Below are 26711 nucleotides of genomic sequence, written 5' to 3'. Positions count from 1 at the left end.
CTGTTCTTATTTCTTATGTTTTTTTTCTCCTGTAAATTTTTTTTCTCCTGCTTTTATGGCTAATTCCAGGTTGTTCTCTTCTGGAGGGACCGGGCAGCGATAACCATCGCTATAAGCACAATAAGGATTGTACGCTTTGTTAAAGTCCACTTCTATTTTGTTATTATTAATTTCTTTGGAGCTCAGGTCGATATATCGGCCGCCGCCGTAAGATTCTACATTATTCGTTTCGTCAGTAAAGGGCAGAAAAAGTAAATCTTTATAAGCTGGGTTACTGGACAAAGCAATGCTTTTGTATAAAATCATCGTTATGGCATTATCATTTAAATTGAAATTAATCTTTGCATAGCGATAAAATTCCTTGCTCGTTCCATCGTAGGTCGGCATTTTGAAAACCTTCTCATTTTTTAGCATCTCCACATCGGCTGAAATTTTATAATTGCTGTCTGCATCATAAAAGTGAAGATTTTGCAAATCGTGCTCTTTCAAAGGAGAATTGGATTCTTTTATAAAAGCTTGTTTATATTTTTCGCGGTGTGTCCTAATTTGCTCGGAATAGGATTGAGCGAAAGAGTTTAAACCAAAGAAAAGAAATAGGATAGGGAGGAGTTTTATCATGATCTATCGTTAATATATGTTGTCAGCCTGAACTTGTCGAAGACTTTTTAAGTGCTTTCGGGTTGAGTGTTAAGAAAGGAAGAAATCCTGGAATCAAGTTTATTATCCAAAGATTTCTCCACTGCGGTCGAAATGACGGCTTAAATCTAGATCACACTAACTTTATTTCTCAAAAACTGGTCTGCCAATACTAATGCTGCCATGGCTTCAACAATTACAACCGCTCTTGGTACCACACACGGATCGTGGCGGCCTTTCCCTCTAATTTCGGAAACCTCACCGGCTGCATTTATCGTTTGCTGATTGTGCATAATGGTAGCAACAGGTTTGAAAGCCACTTTGAAAGTAATATCCATTCCATTGGAAATACCTCCCAGAATGCCACCAGCGAAATTTGTAGTCGTTTTAAATATTTTTGAATCAGCAGTTTTTGCTTGAGGAATATCGTTGTGTTGAGAGCCTCTTAATTCACTTCCGGCGAAGCCAGATCCGTATTCAAATCCATGTACGGCATTGATGCTTAACATCGCTTTACCTAAATCGGCATGCAGTTTGTCAAAAACAGGTTCACCTAAACCAGCCGGACAGCCTTTAATCACGCAGCCAATTTTACCGCCAACGGTGTCACCATCTTTTCTAACGGAGTCGATAAATTCAATCATTTCATGAGCCGTAGCCGGATCTGCACAACGAACAATGTTTTCTTCCCGAATCTTAAGCAAAGCTGGTAAATCGTTGCTTTCTAAATTTGGAGCCTCGATGGTTCCAACTGAAGTTACATGGGCGAAAATTTCGATCCCTTGTTGCTTTAAAAACAATTTGGCAATTGCACCTGCGGCAACTCGGGCAGCGGTTTCACGGGCCGATGAACGTCCTCCTCCTCGATAGTCGCGGATCCCATATTTTGCATCATACACATAATCTGCATGGCTAGGGCGATAGACATCAACATTATGGCCATAATCTTTCGACCGTTGATCTTCATTTGGAATTAACAAAGCAATCGGCGTTCCTGTGCTTTTCCCTTCGAAAATACCAGATAGAATTTGAACAGTATCACTTTCTTTCCTTTGTGTAGTAATTTTAGATTGACCTGGCCTGCGTTTATCCAGTTCGGTTTGGATAAAATCCATGTCGATATCCAATTGCGCCGGACAGCCATCAATAATTACCCCAATAGCTACGCCATGAGATTCGCCAAAGGTGGTGATGCGAAATAGTTGTCCGAATGAGTTGCCTGCCATATTATTTTAGATGTTAGATTTGGGATATTAGATTTGAGATTTCCCCTCAAAGTATATCTAAATTTGATTGATTTCTTTTATTGTTATTTGAGTCTCACATCTAGTGTCTCAATTCTCATTTCTCTTTCACGTCGAATCCAGCTTTTTTCAAATCCTCCCAAAAATAAGGATAAGATTTTTCTACAACTTGCATTTCTTCAATTTCTACTTCATCAATTAATAATGCAAGAGGTGCAAAAGCCATCGCCATTCTATGGTCTTCATAAGTTGCAATGGTAATCTTATTAGAAAAATGAAGTTCGTCGGTATTAAGTGTGTAAACCAGGTTGTTTTCAGTGAGCGTAACGCCGATTTTAGCAAGCTCATTTTGTAATGCCGCAATGCGATCAGTTTCCTTAATCTTTAAGGTTTCCAAACCTGTAAACGACATATTCTTGCCTAAGGCTGCTGCGATGACAATAATGGTTTGCGCTAAATCAGGGCAGGTTTTTAAATCTAGAACCTGCGTTGTTTCCAACAATAAGCCTAAGTTGCTGATGGAAATCCCCTTTTCAGTTTTATTGGTAGCAATCCCGAAAATCTTCATTATTTTCTGGATTTGACTATCGCCCTGTAAACTTTTTTCTTTTAGGGCAGGCAAATCGATTTTAGCTTCATCAGCTAAAGCCGCAATGCTATACCAATAAGAGGCTGCACTCCAATCTGGTTCAACAACCAATGTTCCTGGTTTAAACAACTGTGGTTTTATCGTAATAGAATTGCCATTCCATGAGTGTTCAATACCAACTTCGGCCAGCATATCCAAGGTCATATCTACATACGGCTTTGAAGTAAGTTCACCTTCTATTTCCAAAGTTAAACCCTGAGGCAGAATAGGGGCAATCATCAATAAAGCCGAAATATATTGACTACTGATATCACCTTTAATTTTTACCTCGGCTGTCTTTTGATGCAATGGACCAATGATGTTTAATGGCGGAAAGCCGTCGTTTTCTGCGTAAGAAATATCCGCACCCAATGTTTTCAAAGCTTCTGCTAAGATTCCAATTGGGCGTTGTTTCATACGCTCGGTTCCGGTTAATAAAAAGTTTCCATTCTTGGCAGAAAGATAAGCCGAAAGAAAACGCATCGCTGTTCCCGCAGGACCAACATCTACTGTTTTAGATTCCTGGATTTCTACATCTAACTCTTCTTCAAGATTATTAAGGATACCATTAAGTGTTACTGTATCGGCTGCATTTGATAAGTTTTCTACCTTAACCAATTTTTTGCTTAAAGCGCTTATAATCAAGGCTCTGTTACATTCGCTTTTCGAGCCTGTTAACTGGATTTCCGTATTAATATTCTTGGTTCCCTTAAAAGAAACTAAGGCATTTTTAGACATTTTATTCTGGTTTTATTCTCGATGCGTTATTTTTTTTCGCTTGTCATGTTGAGCCTGTCGAAACGATGTTAAAAGTTCTTCGACAAGCTCAAAATGACAATGTATAAAATACAACATCATTATATTTTGTAATCCTAATTACGAGGATAAGTAAATTCTAATGTTTTGAACATTAAGATTGCTTCGTGCCTCGCAATGATGTGTTGTGGAGAAATTAACGATTAAGTATTTAGTTTTAACTTTGCCTTAAACTTTAAACCCTCTACCTTATTTCGAAACCTCAGTATGTTGCTCAGCAGCGATTCCTTTTGCAGCTTTGCCAGCATTCATGATTTCAGTTTGTTTACGGATTGACTCACCGTGCATCAATTCCAGGAATTTCTCTGTAAAGTTTAAATCTAATTTCAAAGCCTTTGCAAAAGCATGACCTTTTTTGATGATGGCATCCCAACGGTTAACCTGTAAGATAGTTACTTGATTATCGCGTTTGTATTCACCAATTTTCTCTACAATAGCCATCCTTTCAGCTAGTTTTTGCAATAATAGATCATCAATTTTGTCAATGTTTTTACGCAGATCGGCAAGTTTATCAGCAAAAGCTTCATTCGGTGCCTCTGGCTCACGAACAGTTAAACGATCTACCAATTCAGCAAGTGCTGCTGGCGTAACTTGTTGTTTAGCATCTGTCCAGGCTACTGATGGATCAACATGCGACTCAATCATCAAGCCTTGCATATCCAAATCTAATGCTTTTTGTGAGATGTATGGGATTAATTCACGGTTCCCGCAAATGTGACTTGGATCATTGATGATTGGCAAATCCGGGCATAAAGTTTTTAATTGAATAGCCAATTCCCACATTGGTTCGTTACGGAAAGAGCTTTTTTCGAATGAAGAGAAACCACGGTGGATTGCTCCAATTTTGGTAATGCCAGCTCCGTTAATTCGCTCAATAGCACCAATCCATAGTTGTAAATCAGGGTTCACCGGGTTTTTAATTAAAACCGGAACATCGTGACCTTTCAAAGCATCAGCAATTTCCTGAACCGTGAAAGGGTTTACTGTAGAACGTGCTCCAATCCAAAGAATATCAACACCAGCTGCTAAAGCCTCTTCAACGTGTTTTGCATTGGCAACTTCAACAGCGGTTGGTAAACCAGTTTCGGCTTTAGCACGTTTCAACCACTCTAAACCAATGCTTCCAATGCCTTCAAATTCTCCCGGGCGTGTACGTGGTTTCCAGATACCAGCTCTTAAAACGGATACTTTACCTGTTGCAGCCAACAAGTGTGCTGTAGTGAGTAATTGTTCTTCAGTTTCTGCACTGCATGGTCCCGAGATGATTAATGGTTCGTTGTTAACGTTTAACCAGGTGTTTAATGGTTGGATGTTTAAATTAAGTTTCATGATTTATGGGTTGTTTTTTAGTCCGGATTCTGAAGTCCGAAAATATATTTTGATAGTTTTTTAATTTTTTAATCGTAATTCGTAGGTCTAAAATTGTTACTCTTCTACACTTTGTCGTTCTTTTGATATTCGCCCAATATGTTAAAGTTTGAAGTATATTTAAGCACTTTTCGGACCGCTTTGTCGTATTTTTCAGTGCTGGGCCATTCTAAATCAACGTAAAAATAGTATTCGTTTCTTTTCCCTAACACCGGCATAGATTGTATTTTTGTTAAGCTTACCTCTTGTTCTGCAAATATGTTTAATACTGTTGCCAATGAGCCTGCCTTGTGACCTACCTGAAAGCAGATAGATGCCTTGTTTATTTTTTTACCCTCATCGGTTTTGTCTTTTTTAAGGATAAGAAAACGGGTATAGTTTTTTTTATTTGATTCAACCCTTCTTTCTAGAATATTAAGGCCATATAACTCTGCTGCTAAACTATTTGCAATAGCCATTGTATCTGTTAATTTTTCCTCCTGGATACGTTTTGCGCAAGCTGCTGTGTCATTACTTTCAACGATTTTAATATGTGGGTAATCGTAAAAAAAATCGATGCATTGGCGGATGGCGATAGGATGTGAGGTGACGATTTTGATATCTTCGAATTTTACACCAGGCAAGGCCATTAAATGTAATTGGATAGGCAAATAAATCTCCCCAACTACCGAGAAGCCATAATCTCTGATTAAAGTGTAGTTTGGTAAAAGACTGCCAGCAATTGAGTTTTCGATAGCCATCACTACGAAGTCGGCATCATTTTTCTCTAACTTATCGCAGGTTTCTTTAAAGGAATTACATTCTACCGTTTCAATGTTTTTACCAAAGAACTTGTAGGCTGCTTCTTCATGAAAAGATGCTTTAATACCTTGAATTGCTACTCGTTTTGTCTTTTCCATTTTTGCGTAAAACAAAAAAGTCCCGGCTGTTTGCCGGGACTTTTTTATACATTTTAATATTGTTATCTATCATTTTGCATATTAGCCCCGGCTCTTACTAAAATAGTAAAAGTAACCAAAGTAATATGTGTTGAATAATTTCATTTTCGTTTTTGAATGAGCCAAATGTAATAACAAAATTTAATTTGTCAATAGGAAAGTTAAAATATTTTCAATAAAATTTAATTTTTTCTGATTTAGACCGTTTTGGAGATGAGTATGAAAGATAGATTTAAAGTCTTTACAGGCTGTCGATTATTTTCTGAATATCTTTCTTTGAAACTGTTACTTCTTCAGATTTATTATAAATGTAAACCATTGTGATGTCATCTTCAGTGTGAAGATAGGTAATGAATCTGTAACTTCCACTCTTGCCTTTCACAGCGAGTCTTATTCTAAAAACTCCATTACCTAGATCGCTGCCGGTGGTTGGCTTATATTTCAGTCGCGATCCCATTTCACTTAAATCATTTACTAACGATTGATGTTTCTTTTTTAATTTTTTTGATGAAAATAGGAGAAGAACTTATTTTGATTCCCGTTGTCATATATCACTTTTGTCATATATCACTTAAAGATAAAGGGGCAATTTTTCCATTTTTAATACCTTTAGCTCTGTCATTATGAGGGTTAATTTATTTCATAAAATCAATATGAATGATATTAGGAACGGTCGTCATTGCTGCCTGCGGCAGGCAGGCGAGGCACGAAGCAATCTCCTTTAATAAAATAATATAACAAATGAGATTGTGCCAAAGGCATTCCTCTGGAGCTTCTCTCGATAAAGAATCAGGATCGCAAAGACGGAAATTATTACGTTAATGTTAGGCACGAAGAATCTGCAACTATGAAACAATCTACCTGCAATAAGCACATATTCTTCGTGCTAAGAATGACATAAGTTTTTTAACAATTGAACAGCAGCACTCAATAAGCCAAAAGTACCGAGCCATTCATTTCCAAAATCTCCTCAAACAAAAAACGATCTGTTAGATACAGACCGTTCGAATATTATCCTGTTGAACTTAGCGCTCGCTGTTTTTCATTAAAACCTTTAACATTATTGGTTGCTAATGCTTCGGCTTCGCGTAATTCTTGCTGCATAATTTTCGCAATCTTGGTGCTTCCATCGTGGCTCCAACCCGGAGGATTAAAAATATATTTTACCTTATCCATGAAAGTAGGAGCCTTTTTAACATCAGCAGAAAGGGCAATAAACTCGTGGAAAATAATATTAACGGGGCCAGTATCTTTTGGCTGAGTTGTTAAGCCATATTTGATTTTATCTTCAGGCAGTTCGGCTTGGAAAGTGCCAAACATTCTATCCCAAAGGATTAAAACCATTCCCATGTTTTTATCCAGGTAGCGCACATTACTGGCATGATGAACTCGGTGATGTGATGGCGTTACAAAAATATATTCGTACCATTTGGGAAAATTAATTTTATACTGAGTATGAACCAGGTTTCCGTAAATCTGCGTTACCAGATAAGCGAAAAGGATATCCATTGCTGTAAACCCCATAAAAGCTAGGGGCAAATAAAAGAGTACCCTATAAAGCGGCTCAAAAACCGTAGACCTGAAACCTGTAGTTAAATTAAAATGCTCTGACGAATGGTGCGTAACATGCATTGCCCAAAAGAAGCGAACATAATGGCCAACTGTATGCAGAAACCAATAAAGAAAATCCTGTGCCAAAACAAGGACTAACCAATAGATCCAAATATTAGAGATTTCAAAAAGACGGAACTGATAACAATATTCCAGAAGGAAAAATGTTGCAGTTTTCATTCCAAGGTTAATCACCACGGCAACAATCATCAGATAAATATTTGTCCAGGTATCACGTTTGGTATATAGCTTTTTATCGTGTGCATAGCTGAAATACATCTCCACCAGGGTGAGTACAATCACAAAGCCAAACAAACCTCCAACCGATACGTCGCTTCCGGTAAACTTCATTTTATAAACTATTATAGTACGCTAAACTGCTTAAAATATCGGCTGTGCTTACACGGCAGTTGAACGTGCATTTGCCTGTTGTTTCTAAAAGGGAGAACAGAATATTTCCATTCTCGTTTTTTTTGTCGCTTTTCATTAACTCTAAAAGTGTTTCGAAACTTTCATTTTCAATCTCATATTTAGGATATAACGATAAAATATAATCGCTGATATCTTTCAATTCTTCCTTTGCTAGCCCGCTGTTTTTAACAGATAAAGCTGCCTCACAAACGAAACCAATAGCAATTGCTTCCCCATGAGTTAAGGGATTTTCGTCATTAGCGAGTGAATAACTTTCTACGGCATGCCCAATAGTATGGCCGAAATTCAGGATCTTCCGCAGATTTTTTTCGTGTGGATCAATCGTTACTACTTCGTTTTTAATTTCAACTGACCGATAAATATCTCCGGCAGATGGTGTTAAATAATCAGTAGTTTTTAACTTCTCGTAATAGGCTTTGTCGTAGATTAAACCGTGTTTTATCATTTCGGCAAAGCCTGATAGCAATTCGCGTTTGTGCAGGGTTTTTAAAAATTCAGTTTCGATAAAAACCATTTGAGGTAGGGTGAAGGTACCTACCATGTTTTTTACATTATCGATGTCAATGCCGGTTTTACCACCAACAGAGGCGTCAACCTGAGAAAGTAGAGTAGTAGGAACATTGATAAAATCAATGCCGCGTTTGTAGGTTGAGGCAATAAAACCACCCATATCCGTAATTACGCCACCCCCTAAATTTATCATCAAACTTTTACGGTCGGCTTCAAAATCCAAAAGGGTTTTCCAGATCCCAATACAGAAGTCGATGTTTTTGTTTTCTTCTCCTGCAGAAGTTTCAATCAAGTCGAACTCCGCGAAATCATCCATCATCGATTGAAAAACGGGCAAGCAAATTTCGCTGGTATGTTCATCAGCAAGAATAAAAACCTTGCTGTATTTATTGCTTTCAAGAAGATTTTTTAAGGCATCTAAATTACTTTCGAAGTAAAGCGAATGGCCGGCGCTAGTTAAAGTTTCCATTATATTACCTCGATTTTATCTTGTTCAAAAGAGATGATATCGCCAACCCTTACTTTGTATCGCTTGCGGAATTCTACTTCGCCGTTGCATTTTACCAGACCATCCATCACAGCCGCCTGAGCGTCGCCACCAGTGCCAACCAATCCGGTCGCCTTTAACAATTGGATAAGTGGAATAAATTCGCCTTCTAATTTAAATTGTATCATTTTGCTGCAAAAATACGATTATTTAGAGGTTTTACGTTCGTAGAATGGATGCTTTTTATAATTTTGCATCTATCTGACTTATTATATAACAAATGATTGAATCATCACCCAATAAACAACCTAATTTCGACAATACAGAAGTAGCCTTTCGTCAAAAAAGCAATGCTGAACTAAAAAAAGCATTTTGGTTGTTTAAAATGATTGGGAGCAACTTTCTAACGAAAGTTGGCCCGCCGATCACTAATTTCTTTCTTAATATAGGTTTACCTATTCAAGGAGCCATTAAAGCCACTATTTTTCAACAGTTCTGTGGAGGAGAAACCATTGCCGAATGCGATAAAGCTATTGAACAACTGGCGAAAGGTGGTGTTGGAACGATCTTGGATTATTCGGTTGAAGGTGAGGAAGAAGAGGTGGTTTTTGATGAAACATGCCAGGAAATTATTCGTACTATTTTGCGTGCTGATGGCGATAAAAATATCCCGATAACAGTTTTCAAAATTACAGGAATTGGTCGCTTTGCATTGTTAGAGAAATTAGATGCGAAACAGGCTTTAACTGCAGATGAAAATGCAGAGTTTGAAAAGGTGAAATTACGTTGTGAAATGATTTGTCGCACCGCTTTTGATAGAGGCGTACCAGTAATGATTGATGCAGAGGAAACCTGGATTCAAAATACGATTGATGAATTAGCGCTGGATATGATGCGTAAATTTAATAAGGAACGCATAATTGTTTACAATACTTACCAGATGTATCGCCATGATAAGCTAGCCGATATGAAGGCAGATCACTTAATTGCTAAAGCTGCTGGCTTCATTTTGGGGGTAAAAATGGTTCGTGGTGCCTACATGGAAAAAGAACGGAAACGTGCTGCAGAGATGGGTTATCCTTCTCCAATTCAGCCAGATAAAGCTTCTTCAGATAGAGATTACAATGAATCTTTACGTTATTGTATAGATCATATTGAGGAAATTGCCATCGTTTGCGGAACGCATAATGAGGATAGCAGTCGATTGTTAACATATCTTTTAGATGAGAAGAAGATAGCGCATAATCATCACCATGTTTATTTTGCGCAGCTTTTAGGGATGAGTGATAACTTGAGCTTTAATCTTGCCGATGCCAACTATAATGTAGCAAAATATGTCCCTTACGGACCGATAAAAGCGGTAATGCCCTATCTATTTAGAAGAGCGCAGGAAAATACTTCTGTTGCCGGACAAACGGGTAGGGAATTAGGCTTAATTGAAAGGGAATTGAAAAGAAGAAAGCTTTAATTGTTTCTCAAGGATGCTGTTGATGATTTGGAAATGAGCGTTCAGTATTTTTTCGGATAATTCAGTCCCGCTTTTTGCTTCAATCTTTTTGTCATTTTCAGCCTAAGCTTGTCGAAGATGTGCACCAAAAAGTATTTACGCTGCAATCGGGTTTAAAGAACTTAAGTTGGTTGGATAATCCGCAATTATTCATTTTTGCGTGTGTTCTGTGTTTCCGTGGCAACCTTTTGCTATGGATAAGATCCTAGATGAAATGGAGAAGAGGACTCTACTATTTCTTCGCCACAAATTCCTGTTTTCCTGTTAGCAAATCATAAAAAAGAATAAAATCGCTGGCTAAACTATAACCTGGATATTGAAATGTAGCAGGTTTTTTTTTCTCGAAAAAGAAATGCCCCACCCAGGCAAAGCCATAACCCAAAACCGGCATTGCTAAGAAGAAACGCCAATCGTGGAATAAAAAGCCTGTAAAAAACGCCAACACCACTAGGCAAGTTCCAATAAAATGAAGTATTCTGGATGTTGTGTTGCTATGTTCACTTAAATAGTAAGGATAAAATTCTTTAAGTGATTTGAATTTCTGTTCTATCATTGTTCAACTACAAAATGCCATTTTTCCTCAAGAAATTATCAAGTTGAGCAGGTTTTTCGGTCATCAACAGGGTGTTTAATCCCACCTTTTTCGCACCTTCAATATGTTGAGGACTGTCGTCGATAAATAAAGTCTCGGCTGGATCCAAATTATTTTCTTTCAAAACCTGTTCGAAAATATTTGTATTTGGCTTACGCAATTTCATGTGTTGAGAAAAGTAAGCTCTCTCAAAATAGTCATCGTAATTATTTAGTTCAAAAGTAGTTTTTAAGTAATTGATGATCCAATCGTAATGAATTTCATTGTTATTACTCAACAAAAATGTACGGTATTTCTTCTTTACCTCTAATAATAAAGCATGGTTCTCCTGAATTGTTCCGACTAATAAACTATTCCAGGCTTCATCAATTTGTGCATCCGTTAGGTCTGGTTTATTTGCAGCATTTCTGATACCAGCTCTAAACTCGGCTGGTGAAATTGCGCCTGTTTCAAAATCATCAAACAATTGATTATGTGCTTTATGCGCAAAGAAATTTTCTATATCAGTTATGCCAAGCTTTTGAAACGAAGCTTGAGCGATTTTAAAATCAATATCGAAAATTACGTTTCCGTAATCAAAAATGATGTTTTTAATGTGTTGCATGAGTAGTTAAACTTTTTGCAAATATCTCCAAATATTTAATAATGTAGGCAGAAAACTGAAAAACACTGTTTGCAGTCGCAATTATTTAATTACCAGAATCGTTCCATCATCTTTGATTTTATAATAGTATTGTTTCTCTTTTTTTCGATCAAGTATCTCAATTTGTTCAACTTCACCTTTTTTTCCAGTATCATCTTTGATCAGATCTCCTTCTTTAACATCATCAAGCACTTTCGATGACGTTTTTTTATTTACATTTTTCATGATAGGAATATTTTTTTGTTATATAATATTAAACATTTCTTAACGATTATAAGTTTTTTTAGATGCCAAAGCTTTGCTCGCTTTAAGTAATCAACTTTTAATCATTTAAAATCGAATATTTGAAATTGCATGTCTACTACATCGCATTCATTAATTCTAATTTAATAGCTTTACACAAACGCTCAACTAAATAAACCATGAACGGTGTAATTACAGCTTACAATAAGCAGAGAGGTTTTGGCTTAATCTCCCAAGAATTAGTAATACCAAGTATATATTTTGATATCTTATTGCAAAGCAAAAGGACTATATATTGGTAGCGCGGTAGAATGCGATCTTGCTATAACGAAGAAAGGAACAGTTGCCAAAAACATTATGGGCGTCTCCAAAAAGGTTGGAGTATAAACGACTTATGGACATTACCTAGAACATCGCTAAACTCTTTCTTTAATTAGCAATTGTGTAAAAACCAAAACTATAGGTTGTATTTTACATAAATCATTTCAATGTCATGGAAAATGTTGTAGCTTACATAAATGGACGACAAATTGAACTTTATCTTAGGCCTTGTATTTATTTTGAGTGGAATTTCTGTGTTTTGGGTAATTTTTGCAAGTAAGAAAATATAGCTAAACCAGCCATAGATATCGCACATTTAAAAAATTGCAATCATTGTAAGTCTTCATGATTTTGGTGTTATCCACTAAACTCTGGTTTAGCAGGTTCCTTTGCAATTTCCTTTCCAAGCTATTAAGTTTTTCAAACTTTATTTATTTTGATTTGTTTATAATCTAAAACGTTCAAAATAAATGCAAGGCACAGTTAAATTTTACAATGAATCAAAGGGTTTTGGTTTCATTAAAGCTGAAAACGGAGAAGAAATCTTCGTTCACATTACGGGATTGGTTGATAAAATCAATCAAGATGACGAGGTAGAGTTCGAGGTCACTCAAGGAAAAAAAGGATTAAATGCTGTAAACGTTAAATTGGTTTAAGTGATGCGGTTAGGAACAGTAAAATTTTATGATGATGAAAAGGGATTCGGCTTAATAACGCCTTCAAACGGTGGGAAAGATTTGGTTGTTTCCGCTCAAGGATTGGTAGATAAAATTAAAACAAAAAATATTGTGGTCTTTGATTTGAATTTTTCTAATAGTAACGTGGAGGTGATTAAAGTTTCAGTATTAAAATCTTAAGTCATCATCTATTAATAATATTTAAAAAGCGAACTAATACTAGTTTGCTTTTTTTTTGAGTAAAATTCGGCGTCCGGATGCATTGATATGCTATATAGCTTGCGTTTAAAATGAAAGACCATTTGATAAAAATGCAGCGCTAACTCTTATATGGATTGCGGTTCAAAAGATATCTTCTGAAAATTTAATGCACTGCAAAGACGCTAAAATTATAAAAACTTAATATATTGTACCTAATATCTAAATCACTGTCTCATATACAATGCGAACGAAATCCTTTAAAAAAGCTTAATACCTCTATGATACAGCTGGAGGTTATCACCGGACATTACAAAAGTGAAATGGCGTTGCCAGCCAATTTCCCAATGAGAATATTGGTTGTAAAAGAGGCTCGCGGATGTTTGCGCATGAATTCTGGAGATTACGATTTGTTAAATGGAAGAATATTTTTTATCCCTGAGGAAGGTTTAGTTCGGTTGGATGGAGAAGTAATAACAGCCTATTGGTTAACTTTTAGTAGTGTTTTGTATGCAGAATTCCTCCTTCAACACCTCGATCCGTTGGCAAAAAATCTTTTTCTTAAACTCTCATACCAGGATTTAGATGAGAACGGGTCGAAAAAGACTTTTAGTTTGCTCAAACAACTTCAAAAAGAGATTGATGCGCAAAAAGATGCTGCATACCTGTCACAATATTTGTCGTTATTTTTAGGTTACACCGCAAATTTAGATGGCTATCTGGCTGCACTCAGCCTAGATGAACTTCAACAAGTTTTACGCTTTAGGGCAATTTTAGAACAATTTTATAAGCAAGAACGTTCTATTAAATTTTACGCCGAAGGCATGGGGATAAGTCCAAGGAAATTGAACTTGTTTTTGGACCATGTTTTAGGCAAAAGTCTATCGGCACTGATTAAGGATAGAATAATGAGAGAGGCAGAAGAACTTCTGTTACATTCTGATTATTCGGTAGATGAAATTGCAGCTATTCTGGGTTTTGAAAGAACTTCTAACTTTACAACAAACTTTAGAAGATACAAGGGTATTTCGGTAAATCAATTTACGCTTCAGGAATAAAAAATTAATGCTGCTTTTAAGAAATAGATCTGATTAGATTTAATTTCTTGCAAGAAACAGGTTTTATTACCTCACCACATATCTTGCCTCGGCGCCATACGCGTAAAGTAGTCTGGCTGTTTCTATTCAGCCGCATTAATTTAAAGCTAAATTAAAAATTCTATTTTAAAAACAAGAAATTTTAATCCAAATTAAATGTCAATAACGAGCTAAAGGTAAGGGTTAATGCTAATCTTCAAAGAGATATCCACTATAAGCTAATCCCTTCGCCACACTTTTAAAGTTATCTCCAGAATTTAGCGGAATATGGGGGAATTTGGTTCTAAATAAATTCTGTATCGCAGAAACCATCGATGTTCCTCCAGTTAAAAATAAACAATCGATCTCATTGGCGTTTATTTTATAAGTCTCCATAAATTGATTGAGGTAAACTTCTATCTTATTTACATCCTTTTCGATAATGTCATTGTATTGATTTAATGAAATATTCTCATCAATTTCAATATCCATGTTAGAATACTTAAAGTCGGAAGCAGGAAGGTCAGACAACTCTATTTTTGTTTTTTCTATCGATCTAAATAAGGAGTAGCCGAGGTTATTTTCTATCAGTGTAATTAAATTTTTAAACTTCGGATCATTTCCTGAATAATAATAATACTCCTCAATCTCTTTTTGAATCTTTAAACCATTAAAGAAATTCATTTTATCCCAAGTACAAATGTTAGCAAATAGCGATTTAGGAACATTTAATATTTTGCCTGGTGTAGCTTGATAGGTAGTATTTTTTCCAAAGTATGGTGTTCCTCTATCCCACATAAATGCAGAGTCCAAACTATCGCCACCAATGTAAATGCCTCCCGAAGCTATCATATCATTCTTCCTGTCTTTGCTGCCAACTTTTTGCGGATCTAGAATTAAATAGGTGAAATCTGTTGTTCCTCCCCCTAAGTCGGCTACCAACACCCGTTCTTTGTTAGTAATCGTTTTTTCATAGGCAAACGCGGCGCCGATCGGTTCAAATTGGAAACGGACATCTGTAAAGCCCGCATTTTCTGCGGCTTTCTTTAATCGGCTCTGCGCCAGACTATCTTTTTGGGTGTTATCATCATCAAAAAACACCGGACGTCCGATTACTGCCTTTTTGCATTCCCCACTAATAATTTTATCAGCTTTTGCCTTTAGATCTTGCAAAATCAACGTTACCAAATCGGCTGCGGTGTATCTTTTGTTATGGATCCTGGTTTCGGTAAAGGTTGTTCTTGATAGAATTTGCTTAATAGATTTGATAAATCTGCCTTTCATTCCATCATTCAAATAGGCTTCAATTGCCTTTTCGCCAACAATATGACTTTCGCCATTTACAAAGCTTTTCGCTTCTGTAAAATAAATTAAAGAGGGTATGGAGATGGTTTCCACAATCACTTTTTTTTCTTCATCATATATAGATAGCGCCGAATTGGTTGTCCCAAAGTCGATACCGTACAGAAACTTACTCATGGTTAACGAATTTTTGTATGTGTTTAAGAAATCCTTATTTTAAGCAGGATCTATATTCAGCTATGCTGAAATGATATGATAAAACTGATTAAACAAAAGCTAAAAACTACTTTTTCGTAATAATTTAAGGCGCAAATGTTGCAAAAAATTGCTTGATAAATAACAATATTGAAATTTATTTTAAAGCGATAAAATAAGCGCCTGAAAACCAAAGTATATCATATTACGTTCATATCTTTACACGTCATCCAATTGTGGATGTCATCTTGATGAACTCGGAGTATCGCCCCTGTACAGCGGGTAGGTAAAACCAGAAAAATGAAAATCATCACCAAATTTCCTTCAGCAGGTTGTAACAGTTTTTATGCAGAAGTTAGGCAAAGGGTAAATCAAGGTTTTATAAATCGCGGTTTAACGATTAATGCTGATGGATTTATGTGGCTGAAAACAATTATATTTCTAAGCATTTTCTGCATCCTGTATTTTACCATTTTATTTTCGGATGTAAAGTTTATTTATTTAACGCTGCTCACTTTGAGCCTGGGCGTTACCTGTGCATTTATAGGTTTTAATGTTTGCCATGATGCCATTCATGGTTCATTTTCTGCAAATAAAAAGGTAAATAAAGCGTTAGGGATGATCTTCCACTTGCTTGGCGCCAGTCCGTATGTTTGGAATATTACACACAATGTGGTTCACCATACTTACACTAATATTCCTGGTCATGATGAAGATATTGAGATTGCGCCAGGACTAATTCGAATTTGTAAGGAAGATGAACTAAAGCCGCATCAACGCTTTCAACAGTGGTACGCTTTTCCATTATACGGCTTGGCCTCGATCTCATGGGCATTGCGAAAAGATTATAAAAAATTCTTTCAGAAGCGGGTTGGTGCGAGGGAAAATGTTCATCCGAAAATCGAATATTTTAATCTGTTTTTTTATAAGTTTCTATATTATTTTTTATTTATTGCGGTTCCAATTCTGGTGATGGATGCTGCCTGGTGGCAGGTGTTAATTGGTTTTGTGATCTTGCATATTGCGCAAGGGGTAACCATGGGGTTAGTTTTTCAATTGGCACACGTAGTCGAGGGAACGGCCTTTCCTGTTCCTGATGCCGTTGGTAATATGGAAGAAGTTTGGGCTGAACATCAAATGCATACCACAGCAAATTTCGCTACAAATAGTCCTGCTGCTGCCTTTTTTCTTGGCGGATTAAACAGGCAAATTGAACATCACCTCTTTCCGAAAATATGCCATGTTCATTATGGCTGGATATCAGGAATAGTAAAAGCAACAGCATCCGAATTCGGATTGCCTTATCATGAAAACCCGACTTTCTTAAAAGCCTTGGCTTCCCATTATCGCATGCTTAAAAAAATGGGTACTAACGAAGTTTAATTTTTATAATAGTCGGTTTACCATTTATTGACTTTTAAAAATGATCATCTAGGAAGATCAAACTCGTACTATTTATTATAAATTGGCATTTCTTAAAATTTATTTATTTATGGCAAAATTAGAAGTTTGGCAGAGAGGACCATTACAGGACCTCGAACCACTGTTACAGCCCGTGGGACATGCGATTTTACAGGCGCAAGAAGAATTACAAGACTATTTGCTCGATTTTCCTGATACACTTTTGTGGCAAAAGCCTGCCGGTATGGCATCTGTAGGCTTTCATCTGCAACACCTTTCAGGTGTGTTGGATCGTGTTTTTACTTACGCCAGAAATGAAAGTTTAACACCATTTCAGTTTAGGCAACTGGAAGACGAGGGGTTTGATAGTGAAACCCGATACACTGTCCAATCATTGATGGAGAGGTTTGATGGGCAAATTATTATCGCCATGAAGCAACTTAGAGAAACTGACATAAATACCCTGACTGAGTTTAGAGGGATCGGTAGAGCGGGTTTGCCTTCTACCGTTATGGGCTTACTTTTTCATGGAGGGGAGCATACCATGAGGCATTTAGGACAATTAATGGTCACAGCGGCTGTGGTAAAGGAAAACTATACAAATCAATAGTTCATATCTAAAGCAATTACATCTTCGGCTTTGATACCATGTTTGATTTCTATCTGTCTTTTGGCTTTGTCAAGATGACTTAACTCATCAGAAATTTGTTTTAAAAACAGTTCTGCTTGCTTATTGGCCAAGTAATTTCCTGTTTTTTGAATGATGGTATCAGCCAAAAATATTTGGATACCCAGAAAGGAAACTAAAAATATATAGTGAGAAAAAATAATTTGCTTTGTCCCATTTAAGCCTAATCGATAAGCCAAATAATCTAAAATAATTGGAATAATTAGTATAGGAAGAAGAGAATAAAGCTTGGATTGGAGCTGTATCTTTTTTTCAGTTTCTTCAACCTGCAATAGTTGTCTTTCTAATTTCGCTTTTAAAGGCAAATCTCGATTGGATCTTGATTGGTCGATTTCTGCTAATTGTTTCCCAAACGCAACGTCTATTTGGCTCATGCTTTCCAGCAGTGAAAGCTCATCATCATTTAATTTTTCCTGATCGGCAACAATCGCTTCCTGCTCGGTAATTAAACGCTCCATTTCATCCAGGTCTTCTGGAATCCCTAAATAGAGTTTCTGTTCAACAACTAAAATCCTATCTTCTATCGTTTGTCTGATATCTTTAAGTTTTTGGTGCTGCTTCCTTAATGCTTCTTTTTGCAAATCATAATTGCCTTGAACCTGCAATAAGTTTACTGCAAATTCCAATTTTTCCAATTCGGTTTCATTAACAGATACACGTTTGTAAATTTCTCTGATTAATTCAAATTTATCTTTGGTTGAGGATAATTGTACAAGCTGCTTATCGTAGTTTGAAAGGTCTTTTGGCGAAAGAGAAAAGATTGGCATTAATGATTAATGTTAGGAAGTAAAATTATAAAATTTATTTAATGACACGTGTTTAAATAACGCCATATTTCATAGTATGGTTTTTTTAGTTTCAGCTGTTTAGATAAAAAAGATATCGCTCAAATTTTAGACTACCGAACGATGAGTTTAATAAAACTACATTTCCGGTCCCCTGAAGCATATTTTTTAAAGCGAATGCTACATTTGTTATAGATTTAGAAACAATTTTTATACCGCTTTATAGCGCAAAGCATTAACATTGCTATTGTTAAATCTCTTTTCGATTTGACAAACTAACCGATATAAACTTATTTCTAAATGATGAAAAAAAGCCGAACATCTTTGCTTAAAATCTGTCGTATAACAGACGGATATCTACTTCTCTCAACAAAACAAAACCAAATGTAAACATTATGAAAAAAAGAAATTTACTCAATCTATTTCATGTCCATCAGGTTGGTAACTTCAAGCGCTTAGTTGCTTTGCCCTTGGTAATGGCAGCGATTATTACGCCGGGTTATGCCTCCTCAACAAATAAAAATGCTTTAGAGATTAAAGCTTTTAAAGCCGACATTCAAATTTCAGGAACGGTAAAAGATGCCAGCGGTGAAACGCTGCCTGGAGTTTCTGTTAGCGTTAAAGGCGGTGGTAAAACAGTTGTTACTGATGCAATGGGAAAGTACAGCATCACCGTACCGGAAAATGCTACGCTAGTTTTTAATTACATCGGCTTCAGCGCAAAAGAAGTTGTTGTCGGGTCAAATGCTGTAATTAATGTAACCTTAGAATCATCTAATACTGCTTTAGATGATGTTGTGGTCATTGGTTACCAAACCATCAGAAGAAAAGATTTAACCGGTGCAACGGGTTCGGTAAATACCGGAAACACTGAAAAACTAGTTTCCCGCTCACTTCCCGAAGCACTTCAGGGTCAAACACCTGGTGTTTCTGTTCGGAATGGTGGAGCACCAGGACAAGAGGCTGTAGTTAATATTCGTGGTTTAGCCACGTTCGGTAATGCAAGTCCGCTTTATGTTATTGATGGAATGATTGCAGACCCGAATACTACCGTTAATCCAAATGATGTAGAAGACATTCAAATTTTGAAAGATGCATCTGCAGCTGCCATTTATGGTTCAAGGGCAGGTAATGGAGTTATATTAATCACTACGAAAAAAGGTAAAGAAGGGCCAGCCAAAATCAGTATTGCAACCAGATACAGTATTTCTCAGGTTCCAAAAACTTACGATATGATGGATGCTGCAGAATATGCGGCAACAAACACCCGTGCTTATCAGGCATCAGGAATGGCTATTCAACCTGGTGTGGCAAACTACAATGGTAGAATTAATACCGATTGGGTGGATGAAACATTAAGAACAGGTTCTGTTCAGGATTACAATGCCAGTATCTCTGGTGGTGGTAATGGTTCAAAATACCTTATTTCTGGTGGTTATTTCAAAGATAAAGGCGTATTAATTGCCCGTGAATTCGAACGTGCATCCTTCCGTGTTAATACCGAAACAACTAAAGGTCGCTTCAAATTTGGCGAAAACCTTGCTTTCTCTACTTCTACCTCGAAATCGCCGTTTCAAGGTGGTGCCTTTGCCGGCAACCCATGGTACGATATGTTTTCAAGTGTTCCATTAATTCCGGTTCAGGAAAATGCTTTAATCAGTACTGCAAATCCAGGAGGGTGGGGTTATGGTTCAAATGCGAACATCAACACTTTTTCACGTAATCAGGTTGCCATTTCCAACATTACTTCTGTTAGATCTAATTTTGCAAAGTTAATCGGTAACGCTTACGTCGATTTCAAAATTATCGAAGGCTTAAATTATAAGTTTAATGCCGGTATAGAAACCAGTTTTGATAAAAGTAAATCGGTTAGGAAAGATGGTTCATGGTATCAAAATCAGTCGCCAGAACTTAGTCAACTAGGCGAACGTCGCTCACAATTTTTAAGTTATTTGTTAGAGCACACGTTAAATTACAATTATAACATCGGTAAACACAGCATTAATGGCGTTGTAGGTTATACGCAGCAAACTACACAAACCGACTTTGTTTCAGGTAACGCTAACAGCCTCACTCAACTTAATGGCGAATACTTTACTACGCTTGTTTCTAGTCCAACGGCCAGCAGAACATCTTCTGGTGACTTGTATAAAAGTTTATTGGATTCTTATTTAGGCAGACTAAACTATACTTATGATGAAAAATACTTAGCCACTTTTACCTTTAGAGCGGATAAGGATTCTCGTTTCTCTCCTCAATTTAGAACAGGTTATTTCCCATCTGGTGCTTTAGGATGGAGAATTTCCAAGGAAGATTTCTTTAAAGTTGATTGGGTTTCTGATTTGAAATTACGTGGGTCTTATGGTGTGCTGGGCGTGAATACATTGAGTCCGTTTCAATTTATCGGTTTCTTAAACCAGGCGCCAGACGTAGTTTTGGGGCCAAATCAGGTAACTACAGCAGGTGCGATACAAGCAAAACTTGCTTCTGGAGATTTAAGATGGGAAAAGAAAAAAACAACCAATTTAGGTTTTGATGCATCTCTTTTTAAAGATCAGTTTACTATCAACTTTGATGTGTTTAGATCAGTTTCTGAAGATGTATTGCTAAGCCAGCCGTTGCCAAGATATTTGGGTAACTTACAGGGTGATCCTATTGTTAATATTGGTTCCATCCAAAATAAAGGGGTAGAACTTAATTTAGGGTATCGCCCAAAATTACAGGGCGATTTTAAATGGGATATTGCTGGTAATATCAGTATCGTAAGAAACAAAGTATTATCGTTAGGTAATTTGGGTATTGATACCGAAACAGGTTTACCAAAAGATTATATCCAGTCTGGCAATACCAGAACGCAGGTTGGTCGATCGATTGGAGAATACTTCGTTTTAAAAACTGATGGCATTTTCCAGAATCAGGCAGAAATTAATGCACACCGGGCACAAAGTGCTTATGCGAAACCAGGCGACATTCGATATCAAAATACTGTTGATGGCGGAACAAATGATGATATAAACGATAAAGACCGCGTTTATGCAGGATCAGCATTTCCGAAATTTACAAGCGGTTTGCAATTCAATTCCAGATTTAAAGATTTCACCCTTTCTATCCAGTTATATGGCGCTTTCGGACAAAAATTATATAACGATGTATTGAGAGATTTAGACAGCTACGGTAACTCAAACTACAGAAGAGATATTAATCCATGGACACCCAATAATACCGATACGACTTTCCCTAGATTGGGCTATCAATTTGCTGCTAACGATAGAGGAATCAATGAAAATGCAAGAGGAAATAGCGACAGATGGGTTGAAGATGGTTCTTTCTTAAGATTACGTAATGTAGAATTGGGTTATAGTTTCCCGCAGAAATTAATTTCTAAAGCCAACATCAGCAGCGCAAGATTGTATGTGAGCGGACAAAACTTGTTCACCATTACGAAATATAGCGGTTTAGATCCTGATGTGGTAGGTGCAAATCCAAACCTTGAGCCAGGAGTAGATAACGGAAATTATCCATCCTCAAGAATCATTTCATTTGGTTTAAGTGTAGGTTTTTAATTTAATAATAGAATCATGAAAAAATATATAGTTATATTAACTGTTACGATTATAGCATTAGCAGGCTGTAAGAGAGATTTTGATGCAGTTAACCCAAATGCACCAACAATTGCAAGTTTCTGGAAAAACGAAACTGATGCGACAAAAGGAATTAATGCAGTTTACGGTACTTTTTACCGTACGGCGAGTTTATATTCCCGATGGATTTATTACCATGGAATTTTAAAATCTGATGAAGGTTTTGGATCCGGTGGAGATGGTGGATTGAACAATCTAATGCGTTTCAATCAAACCAATTACAATGATGGGCTTACAGCCGATACCTGGCAAACACTCTATGTTGGTGTTTTCAGAGCCAATCAAGTGATTGCAAATGTGCCTAACATTACAATGAATGAAACGACCAAGAAAAGAATTATTGCTGAGGCAAAATTTCTAAGAGCATTATTCTATTTCAATTTGACGCTTTATTATGGTCGCCCGCCGTTAATGTTGGCGCCTTCGCAACCGAAAGATGTCCCGAGAAATGCCACTACAACGGAAGCTTATGCTCAGGTGGCAAAAGATTTAACTGAAGCCATTGTGGATTTACCGGTAAGTTATCCGCCAGTTGATTTAGGTAGGGCCACAAGAGGTGCGGCTTATGCACTTTTAGGTAAAACTTATCTTCAGCAAAAAATGTATCAGCAAGCAGCTGATGCCTTTGCGTACTTGGTTACTGGTGCAGGTGCTTCAACTTACACTTTAACAGCCGATTATCGCGACAATTTTATCATCACAAAAGAAAACAACAGCGAATCTATTTTTGAGATTCAGTTTAACGAAAATGTAAATGAGAATACAGATGATGATGTAAATGAGGGTGCGATTAACAATACCGGTACCTCAATTGCACAATTTTTTGCGCCTCCGGGTGTAGGGTTTTCTGATGGTGGTGCCCGCAGATGGGTAATTGACGAGTTTTTGCAGGAAGGAACCGTAGCCAACGCGCAAGATCCACGTTTAGCAGCATCGTTCATTTTTAATAATGCAAATCCAGCGGGCCCAACTGCAACAATCGTTTATGGCCAAACCTTTCAAAGTCGTTATGGCAATGGACCTGATGCGAATGGCGTTTGGTTTCGTAAATTGTTAAATGATCACTGGAAAAATCAGGAAGGTTTCCGCTCGCCTAACAACTATCGGTTAATTCGCTATGCAGATGTTTTGCTGATGTATGCAGAGGCACTAAATGGCTTAAACAGAACTGCCGAGGCTTATCCTTATGTAGATAGGGTGCGCCAGAGAGCTGGATTAGCCACCTTATCAGCAGCAAAACCAGGTTTAAACCAGGCTCAGTTTTTAACACAGTTGAAACATGAGCGTGTAACAGAATTGGCTGGAGAAGGCTGGCGCTGGGCAGATTTGCAACGTTGGGGCGATTTAAGTCCGGCGTTAGCTACCAGAGATGCTGATTTCACCGGATTTATTGTTGGCAAACACGAAGTTTATCCAATACCACAGGGTGATATTGATTTGAATTCTAATTTGACGCAAAATCCAAAATATTAATTATACTAAGGTTAGCTGTATGGCTGCTAACCTTTTTAACATCACCTATATGAATATTTCAAAATCAAAAGGACTAAAAATTCACCTGCTTTGGTTAGGGATTGCGGTCTCGGTGGGTTTATCCTGCGGAAAAACGACTAATCCAACACCCATCGATCCTGAACCACCGGTAGCGGTTAGTACATTCTCCAATCCGTTAATGAACGGTGCCGATCCATCGGTATTTCAAAAGGATGGTGTGTATTATTATCTGCAGACTAACGGCGTTTCCATTAATTTATGGAGTACTACAGCCATGTCTAAACTAAGTTCTGCTGTGCCAAAAACGGTATTTACGCCAGTTGCTGGTGCTGCAAACTCCAGAAATGTGTGGGCACCAGAATTGTTCTTCTTCGATGGTAAATGGTACATCTATTACACTGCAGGAAATGGTGCAGACCTTAGTCAACGAACATGGGTATTGGAAAACAGTAGTCCAGATCCAACAACGGGAACCTGGGTAGATAAAGGCAAAATTTTCAGTCCAAGTGCTGATTTTTGGGCAATTGACGGTTCTGTTCTTGAAGTGAATGGCAATAGGTATTTCATTTGGTGCGGGCGTCCCGATGTAACGAATGTGAATTTGACACAAAATATTTACATCGCTAGAATGACCAATCCAGTTACCTTAGAAGGAACGGTAACAAAGTTAACCGAGCCAGAATTTGCCTGGGAAAAGAATGGATTTGGCGTTAATGAAGGCCCGCAGGCACTAATAGGGCCAGATAACAAACCTTTTATAATTTATTCTGCCAGCTATTGCGGAACAGATGATTATGCCTTGGGTCAGCTTAGTTTAAAAGCGGGAGGAAATCCTTTGGTAAAAGCCGACTGGACAAAATCTACCGCTCCGGTTTTTAGTAAACAACCCGGCAGCAATGCATTTGGCCCAGGGCATAATTCGTTTTTCAAATCTCCGGACGGGAAAGAAAACTGGCTCATTTATCATGCGAACTCTGCAACCAATCAGGGCTGTGCCGATTTAAGAAATGTGAGGATGCAAAAATTTACGTTTAAAGCAGATGGAAGTCCGGATTTCGGTACTCCTGTAGCAACAGGATTGCAAATTCCCAGACCATCAGGAGAAAAGTAATATGAATAAAAAAAATAAAATCTATAAGGTTGCCCTTACAGTTTGTATCCTTCTAGTTGCAAAGTTGGGTTTGGCGCAAACCTTCACCAATCCTTTGCTGCCTTCTGGTGCAGATCCGTGGAGCATTTACAAGGATGGCTATTACTATTACACCCATTCCATGCAGAACAAGCTGGTCATTTGGAAAACCAAAAATCTGGCTGATTTAAAAACGGCTGAAAAGAAAACCATCTTTATACCACCGCCTAACACTGCCTATTCTAAAGAACTTTGGGCACCAGAAATTCATTTTATTGCAGGCAAATGGTACGTGTATTTTGCTGCTGATGATGGGAACAACAATAACCACCGGATGTATGTGCTTGAAAACTCATCAAAAGATCCGCTAAAAGGAGAATGGATTTTTAAAGGGAAAGTGGGCGCTGCAACCAATAAGTGGGCTATCGATGGTTCGGTGTTTACCTACAAAAAACAGTTGTATATGATTTGGGCTGGCTGGGAGGGAGACATCAACCAGAAACAAGAAATATACATTGCAAAAATGAAAAACCCCTGGACAATTGATGGTGCAAGACATAAAATTTCTACACCACAATTTGAATGGGAAAAACACGGTGATTTAAACGATCCAGGCAATCCGCCACATGTTGATGTAAATGAAGGACCGCAAATTTTGTTCAACAAAGACAAGGTGTTTTTAATTTATTCTGCTAGTGGCTGTTGGACTGATTTTTATGCTCTGGGGATGCTCACATTGAAAGGAAAAGATCTTTTGAATGTTTCATCCTGGGAAAAAAGCCAGCAACCAGTGTTCAAGCAATCACCAGAAAATGGAGTTTACGCTCCGGGGCATAATTCGTTTTTTAAATCTCCTGATGGAAAAGAAGACTGGATTTTATATCATGCAAACTCGGCACCCGGACAAGGCTGCGGCGGACAACGATCGCCAAGGGCACAAAAGTTTACCTGGAATGCCGATGGTTCGCCAAATTTCGGGGTTCCTGTAAAAAGCGGTCAGGAATTGCAAATTCCATCACAAACTAAATAATTAATAGGGCTTAAAAGTCCTGCTAAAATTTACATCATGAAAAAATATTTCAGTTACTTATTAGTAACTTTTTTGGGTCTCAGCACTTTGGCTAATGCTCAGGAACCTACACCGGTTGTTGGAAAGGTATGGTCGATAGAAAAGGCAAATGCCTGGTACAAACAATATAAATGGATTAACGGAGCAGATTTTTTGCCAAGCACAGCCATCAATCAGTTGGAAATGTGGCAGGCTGATACTTTCGATGCGGCAACCATCGATAAGGAATTGGGTTGGGCAGAAAGCATCGGGTTTAATACCATGAGGGTATATTTACATAGCCTGGCCTGGAAACAAGATAAAGAAGGCTTCAAAAAACGAATGGATCAATATCTCAGCATTGCTGATAAGCACAAGATCAAAACCATCTTTGTGTTTTTTGATGATTGCTGGAATAAGCAAGCGAAAATCGGCAAGCAACCTGCCCCAAAACCGGGTATTCACAATTCGGGATGGGTTCAGGATCCAGGCGACCCAGATTCAAAAAACGAGGCAAACTTTCCGGCTTTGGAGAAATATGTGAAAGATGTAATGAGCCGTTTTAAAACTGATAAACGCATTTTGCTATGGGATTTGTACAACGAGCCAGGAAACTCTGGTAAGCTGACCACCTCATATCCCTTACTAAAGGCGGTGTTTACATGGGCACGAGCGGTAAATCCAGAGCAGCCAATTAGTGTCGGACTTTGGGCTTGGGATTACAGAGAGCTGAACGCCTTCCAGGCCTTAAACTCTGATGTAATTACTTACCACGACTATGAAGAACCACAATGGCATCAACGCGTTATCGATATGTTAAAATCTCATGGCAGGCCGATGATTTGTACCGAATACATGGCTCGTACAAGAGGTAGCCGCTTTGAAACGGTGATGCCAATTTTGAAAAAGGAAAATATCGGTGCCATTAACTGGGGTTTGGTGGATGGCAAATCAAATACCAAATATGCCTGGGATACGCCACTACCAAATGGAGAAGAACCCAAAGAATGGTTTCATGAAGTTTTTAGAAAAGACGGAACACCTTACAAAAAGGAAGAGGTAGAAGTAATCAAAAAACTTAACGATATAAAATAGCGGTGC

At 37.6% G+C, this 26711-nt stretch carries 25 protein-coding genes; 11 read left to right on the top strand and 14 right to left on the bottom strand.

What is annotated here, in order from left to right; genetic code table 11:
* Positions 1–6 precede the first annotated feature (6 nt).
* The 9 genes from AC3ITD_RS11045 to AC3ITD_RS11005 all read right to left on the bottom strand — a co-directional run bounded on the left by AC3ITD_RS11045 (position 7) and on the right by AC3ITD_RS11005 (position 8858).
* Complete coding sequence (locus tag AC3ITD_RS11045; RefSeq protein WP_489366432.1) at positions 7–618, bottom strand: DUF1684 domain-containing protein; 612 nt, start codon at positions 616–618, stop codon at positions 7–9.
* 146 nt (positions 619–764) lie between these two features.
* Positions 765–1862: a chorismate synthase gene (gene aroC / locus AC3ITD_RS11040; RefSeq protein WP_489366430.1), complete on the bottom strand. Its 1098-nt coding sequence runs from the start codon at positions 1860–1862 to the stop codon at positions 765–767.
* A 115-nt stretch (positions 1863–1977) separates the two neighbouring features.
* Complete coding sequence (gene aroA, locus AC3ITD_RS11035; RefSeq protein WP_489366428.1) at positions 1978–3246, bottom strand: 3-phosphoshikimate 1-carboxyvinyltransferase; 1269 nt, start codon at positions 3244–3246, stop codon at positions 1978–1980.
* 267 nt (positions 3247–3513) lie between these two features.
* On the bottom strand, positions 3514–4653 hold the full coding sequence (locus AC3ITD_RS11030) for a chorismate mutase (protein WP_265801300.1): 1140 nt from the start codon (positions 4651–4653) through the stop codon (positions 3514–3516).
* A 104-nt stretch (positions 4654–4757) separates the two neighbouring features.
* On the bottom strand, positions 4758–5591 hold the full coding sequence (locus tag AC3ITD_RS11025; protein ID WP_265801301.1) for a prephenate dehydratase: 834 nt from the start codon (positions 5589–5591) through the stop codon (positions 4758–4760).
* A 280-nt stretch (positions 5592–5871) separates the two neighbouring features.
* The gene (locus tag AC3ITD_RS11020; RefSeq protein ID WP_489366425.1) at positions 5872–6087 is read right to left on the bottom strand and encodes a type II toxin-antitoxin system RelE/ParE family toxin; all 216 of its coding nucleotides are present in this window, start codon (positions 6085–6087) and stop codon (positions 5872–5874) included.
* A gap of 554 nt (positions 6088–6641) precedes the next feature.
* Positions 6642–7592 carry a sterol desaturase family protein gene (locus AC3ITD_RS11015; protein WP_489366423.1) on the bottom strand — a complete coding sequence of 317 codons (951 nt, stop codon included), beginning with the start codon at positions 7590–7592 and terminating at the stop codon, positions 6642–6644.
* Between the two features lies 1 nt (position 7593).
* On the bottom strand, positions 7594–8652 hold the full coding sequence (gene aroB, locus AC3ITD_RS11010) for a 3-dehydroquinate synthase (protein WP_489366421.1): 1059 nt from the start codon (positions 8650–8652) through the stop codon (positions 7594–7596).
* On the bottom strand, positions 8652–8858 hold the full coding sequence (locus AC3ITD_RS11005; RefSeq protein WP_056850370.1) for an RNA-binding S4 domain-containing protein: 207 nt from the start codon (positions 8856–8858) through the stop codon (positions 8652–8654). The genes aroB and AC3ITD_RS11005 overlap by 1 nt, the downstream gene beginning before the upstream one ends.
* A 92-nt stretch (positions 8859–8950) precedes the next feature.
* Here AC3ITD_RS11005 and AC3ITD_RS11000 point away from each other — a divergent pair, with 92 nt between their 5' ends.
* A complete protein-coding gene (locus AC3ITD_RS11000) occupies positions 8951–10138 on the top strand; it encodes a proline dehydrogenase family protein (RefSeq protein WP_489366419.1) in 1188 nt (395 codons plus the stop codon).
* A 271-nt stretch (positions 10139–10409) separates the two neighbouring features.
* Here the strand turns inward: AC3ITD_RS11000 and AC3ITD_RS10995 are convergent, their stop codons facing one another.
* The 3 genes from AC3ITD_RS10995 to AC3ITD_RS10985 form a co-directional block, all read right to left on the bottom strand.
* Complete coding sequence (locus tag AC3ITD_RS10995; RefSeq protein WP_489366417.1) at positions 10410–10730, bottom strand: Mpo1-like protein; 321 nt, start codon at positions 10728–10730, stop codon at positions 10410–10412.
* Positions 10731–10737: 7 nt separating this feature from the next.
* On the bottom strand, positions 10738–11373 hold the full coding sequence (locus AC3ITD_RS10990) for an HAD family hydrolase (protein WP_265801308.1): 636 nt from the start codon (positions 11371–11373) through the stop codon (positions 10738–10740).
* Between the two features lie 81 nt (positions 11374–11454).
* A complete protein-coding gene (locus tag AC3ITD_RS10985; RefSeq protein WP_056850367.1) occupies positions 11455–11637 on the bottom strand; it encodes a hypothetical protein in 183 nt (60 codons plus the stop codon).
* Between the two features lie 809 nt (positions 11638–12446).
* Between AC3ITD_RS10985 and AC3ITD_RS10980 the strand changes: the two genes are divergently transcribed.
* The 3 genes from AC3ITD_RS10980 to AC3ITD_RS10970 all read left to right on the top strand — a co-directional run bounded on the left by AC3ITD_RS10980 (position 12447) and on the right by AC3ITD_RS10970 (position 13909).
* The gene (locus tag AC3ITD_RS10980; RefSeq protein WP_265801310.1) at positions 12447–12632 is read left to right on the top strand and encodes a cold-shock protein; all 186 of its coding nucleotides are present in this window, start codon (positions 12447–12449) and stop codon (positions 12630–12632) included.
* Between the two features lie 3 nt (positions 12633–12635).
* Positions 12636–12833 (top strand): cold-shock protein, encoded by a 198-nt coding sequence (locus AC3ITD_RS10975; protein ID WP_056850364.1) that lies wholly within the window; start codon positions 12636–12638, stop codon positions 12831–12833.
* A 299-nt stretch (positions 12834–13132) separates the two neighbouring features.
* Entirely contained in the window at positions 13133–13909 is a 777-nt protein-coding gene (locus tag AC3ITD_RS10970; RefSeq protein ID WP_265801311.1) for a helix-turn-helix domain-containing protein, read from the top strand.
* Positions 13910–14137: 228 nt separating this feature from the next.
* On the opposite strand, the gene AC3ITD_RS10965 is transcribed toward AC3ITD_RS10970, so the two are convergent.
* The gene (locus AC3ITD_RS10965; protein ID WP_265801312.1) at positions 14138–15406 is read right to left on the bottom strand and encodes an Hsp70 family protein; all 1269 of its coding nucleotides are present in this window, start codon (positions 15404–15406) and stop codon (positions 14138–14140) included.
* Positions 15407–15724: 318 nt separating this feature from the next.
* Here AC3ITD_RS10965 and AC3ITD_RS10960 point away from each other — a divergent pair, with 318 nt between their 5' ends.
* On the top strand, positions 15725–16807 hold the full coding sequence (locus AC3ITD_RS10960; RefSeq protein ID WP_489366413.1) for a fatty acid desaturase family protein: 1083 nt from the start codon (positions 15725–15727) through the stop codon (positions 16805–16807).
* A gap of 109 nt (positions 16808–16916) precedes the next feature.
* Entirely contained in the window at positions 16917–17435 is a 519-nt protein-coding gene (locus AC3ITD_RS10955) for a DinB family protein (protein WP_489366411.1), read from the top strand.
* Here AC3ITD_RS10955 and AC3ITD_RS10950 read toward each other — a convergent pair.
* Complete coding sequence (locus AC3ITD_RS10950) at positions 17429–18148, bottom strand: hypothetical protein (RefSeq protein WP_489366409.1); 720 nt, start codon at positions 18146–18148, stop codon at positions 17429–17431. The genes AC3ITD_RS10955 and AC3ITD_RS10950 overlap by 7 nt on opposite strands.
* Before the next feature lie 545 nt (positions 18149–18693).
* Here AC3ITD_RS10950 and AC3ITD_RS10945 point away from each other — a divergent pair.
* The 5 genes from AC3ITD_RS10945 to AC3ITD_RS10925 are packed head-to-tail and all read left to right on the top strand — an operon-like array spanning position 18694 to position 26705.
* Positions 18694–21861, top strand: a complete 3168-nt coding sequence (locus AC3ITD_RS10945) for a SusC/RagA family TonB-linked outer membrane protein (protein WP_489366407.1) — start codon at positions 18694–18696, stop codon at positions 21859–21861.
* Positions 21862–21876: 15 nt separating this feature from the next.
* Positions 21877–23412, top strand: a complete 1536-nt coding sequence (locus AC3ITD_RS10940; RefSeq protein ID WP_489366405.1) for a RagB/SusD family nutrient uptake outer membrane protein — start codon at positions 21877–21879, stop codon at positions 23410–23412.
* Between the two features lie 49 nt (positions 23413–23461).
* Positions 23462–24544: a glycoside hydrolase family 43 protein gene (locus tag AC3ITD_RS10935; RefSeq protein ID WP_489366403.1), complete on the top strand. Its 1083-nt coding sequence runs from the start codon at positions 23462–23464 to the stop codon at positions 24542–24544.
* Position 24545: 1 nt separating this feature from the next.
* Positions 24546–25592: a glycoside hydrolase family 43 protein gene (locus AC3ITD_RS10930; RefSeq protein ID WP_489366401.1), complete on the top strand. Its 1047-nt coding sequence runs from the start codon at positions 24546–24548 to the stop codon at positions 25590–25592.
* A gap of 36 nt (positions 25593–25628) precedes the next feature.
* Positions 25629–26705 (top strand): cellulase family glycosylhydrolase, encoded by a 1077-nt coding sequence (locus AC3ITD_RS10925; RefSeq protein WP_489366399.1) that lies wholly within the window; start codon positions 25629–25631, stop codon positions 26703–26705.
* The last annotated feature ends 6 nt before the right edge of the window (positions 26706–26711 follow it).

This window comes from Pedobacter sp. KH_004, assembly GCF_057840755.1.
Note: the sequence above shows the minus strand (reverse complement) of the source record. Positions and strands in the feature narration are given on the sequence as shown.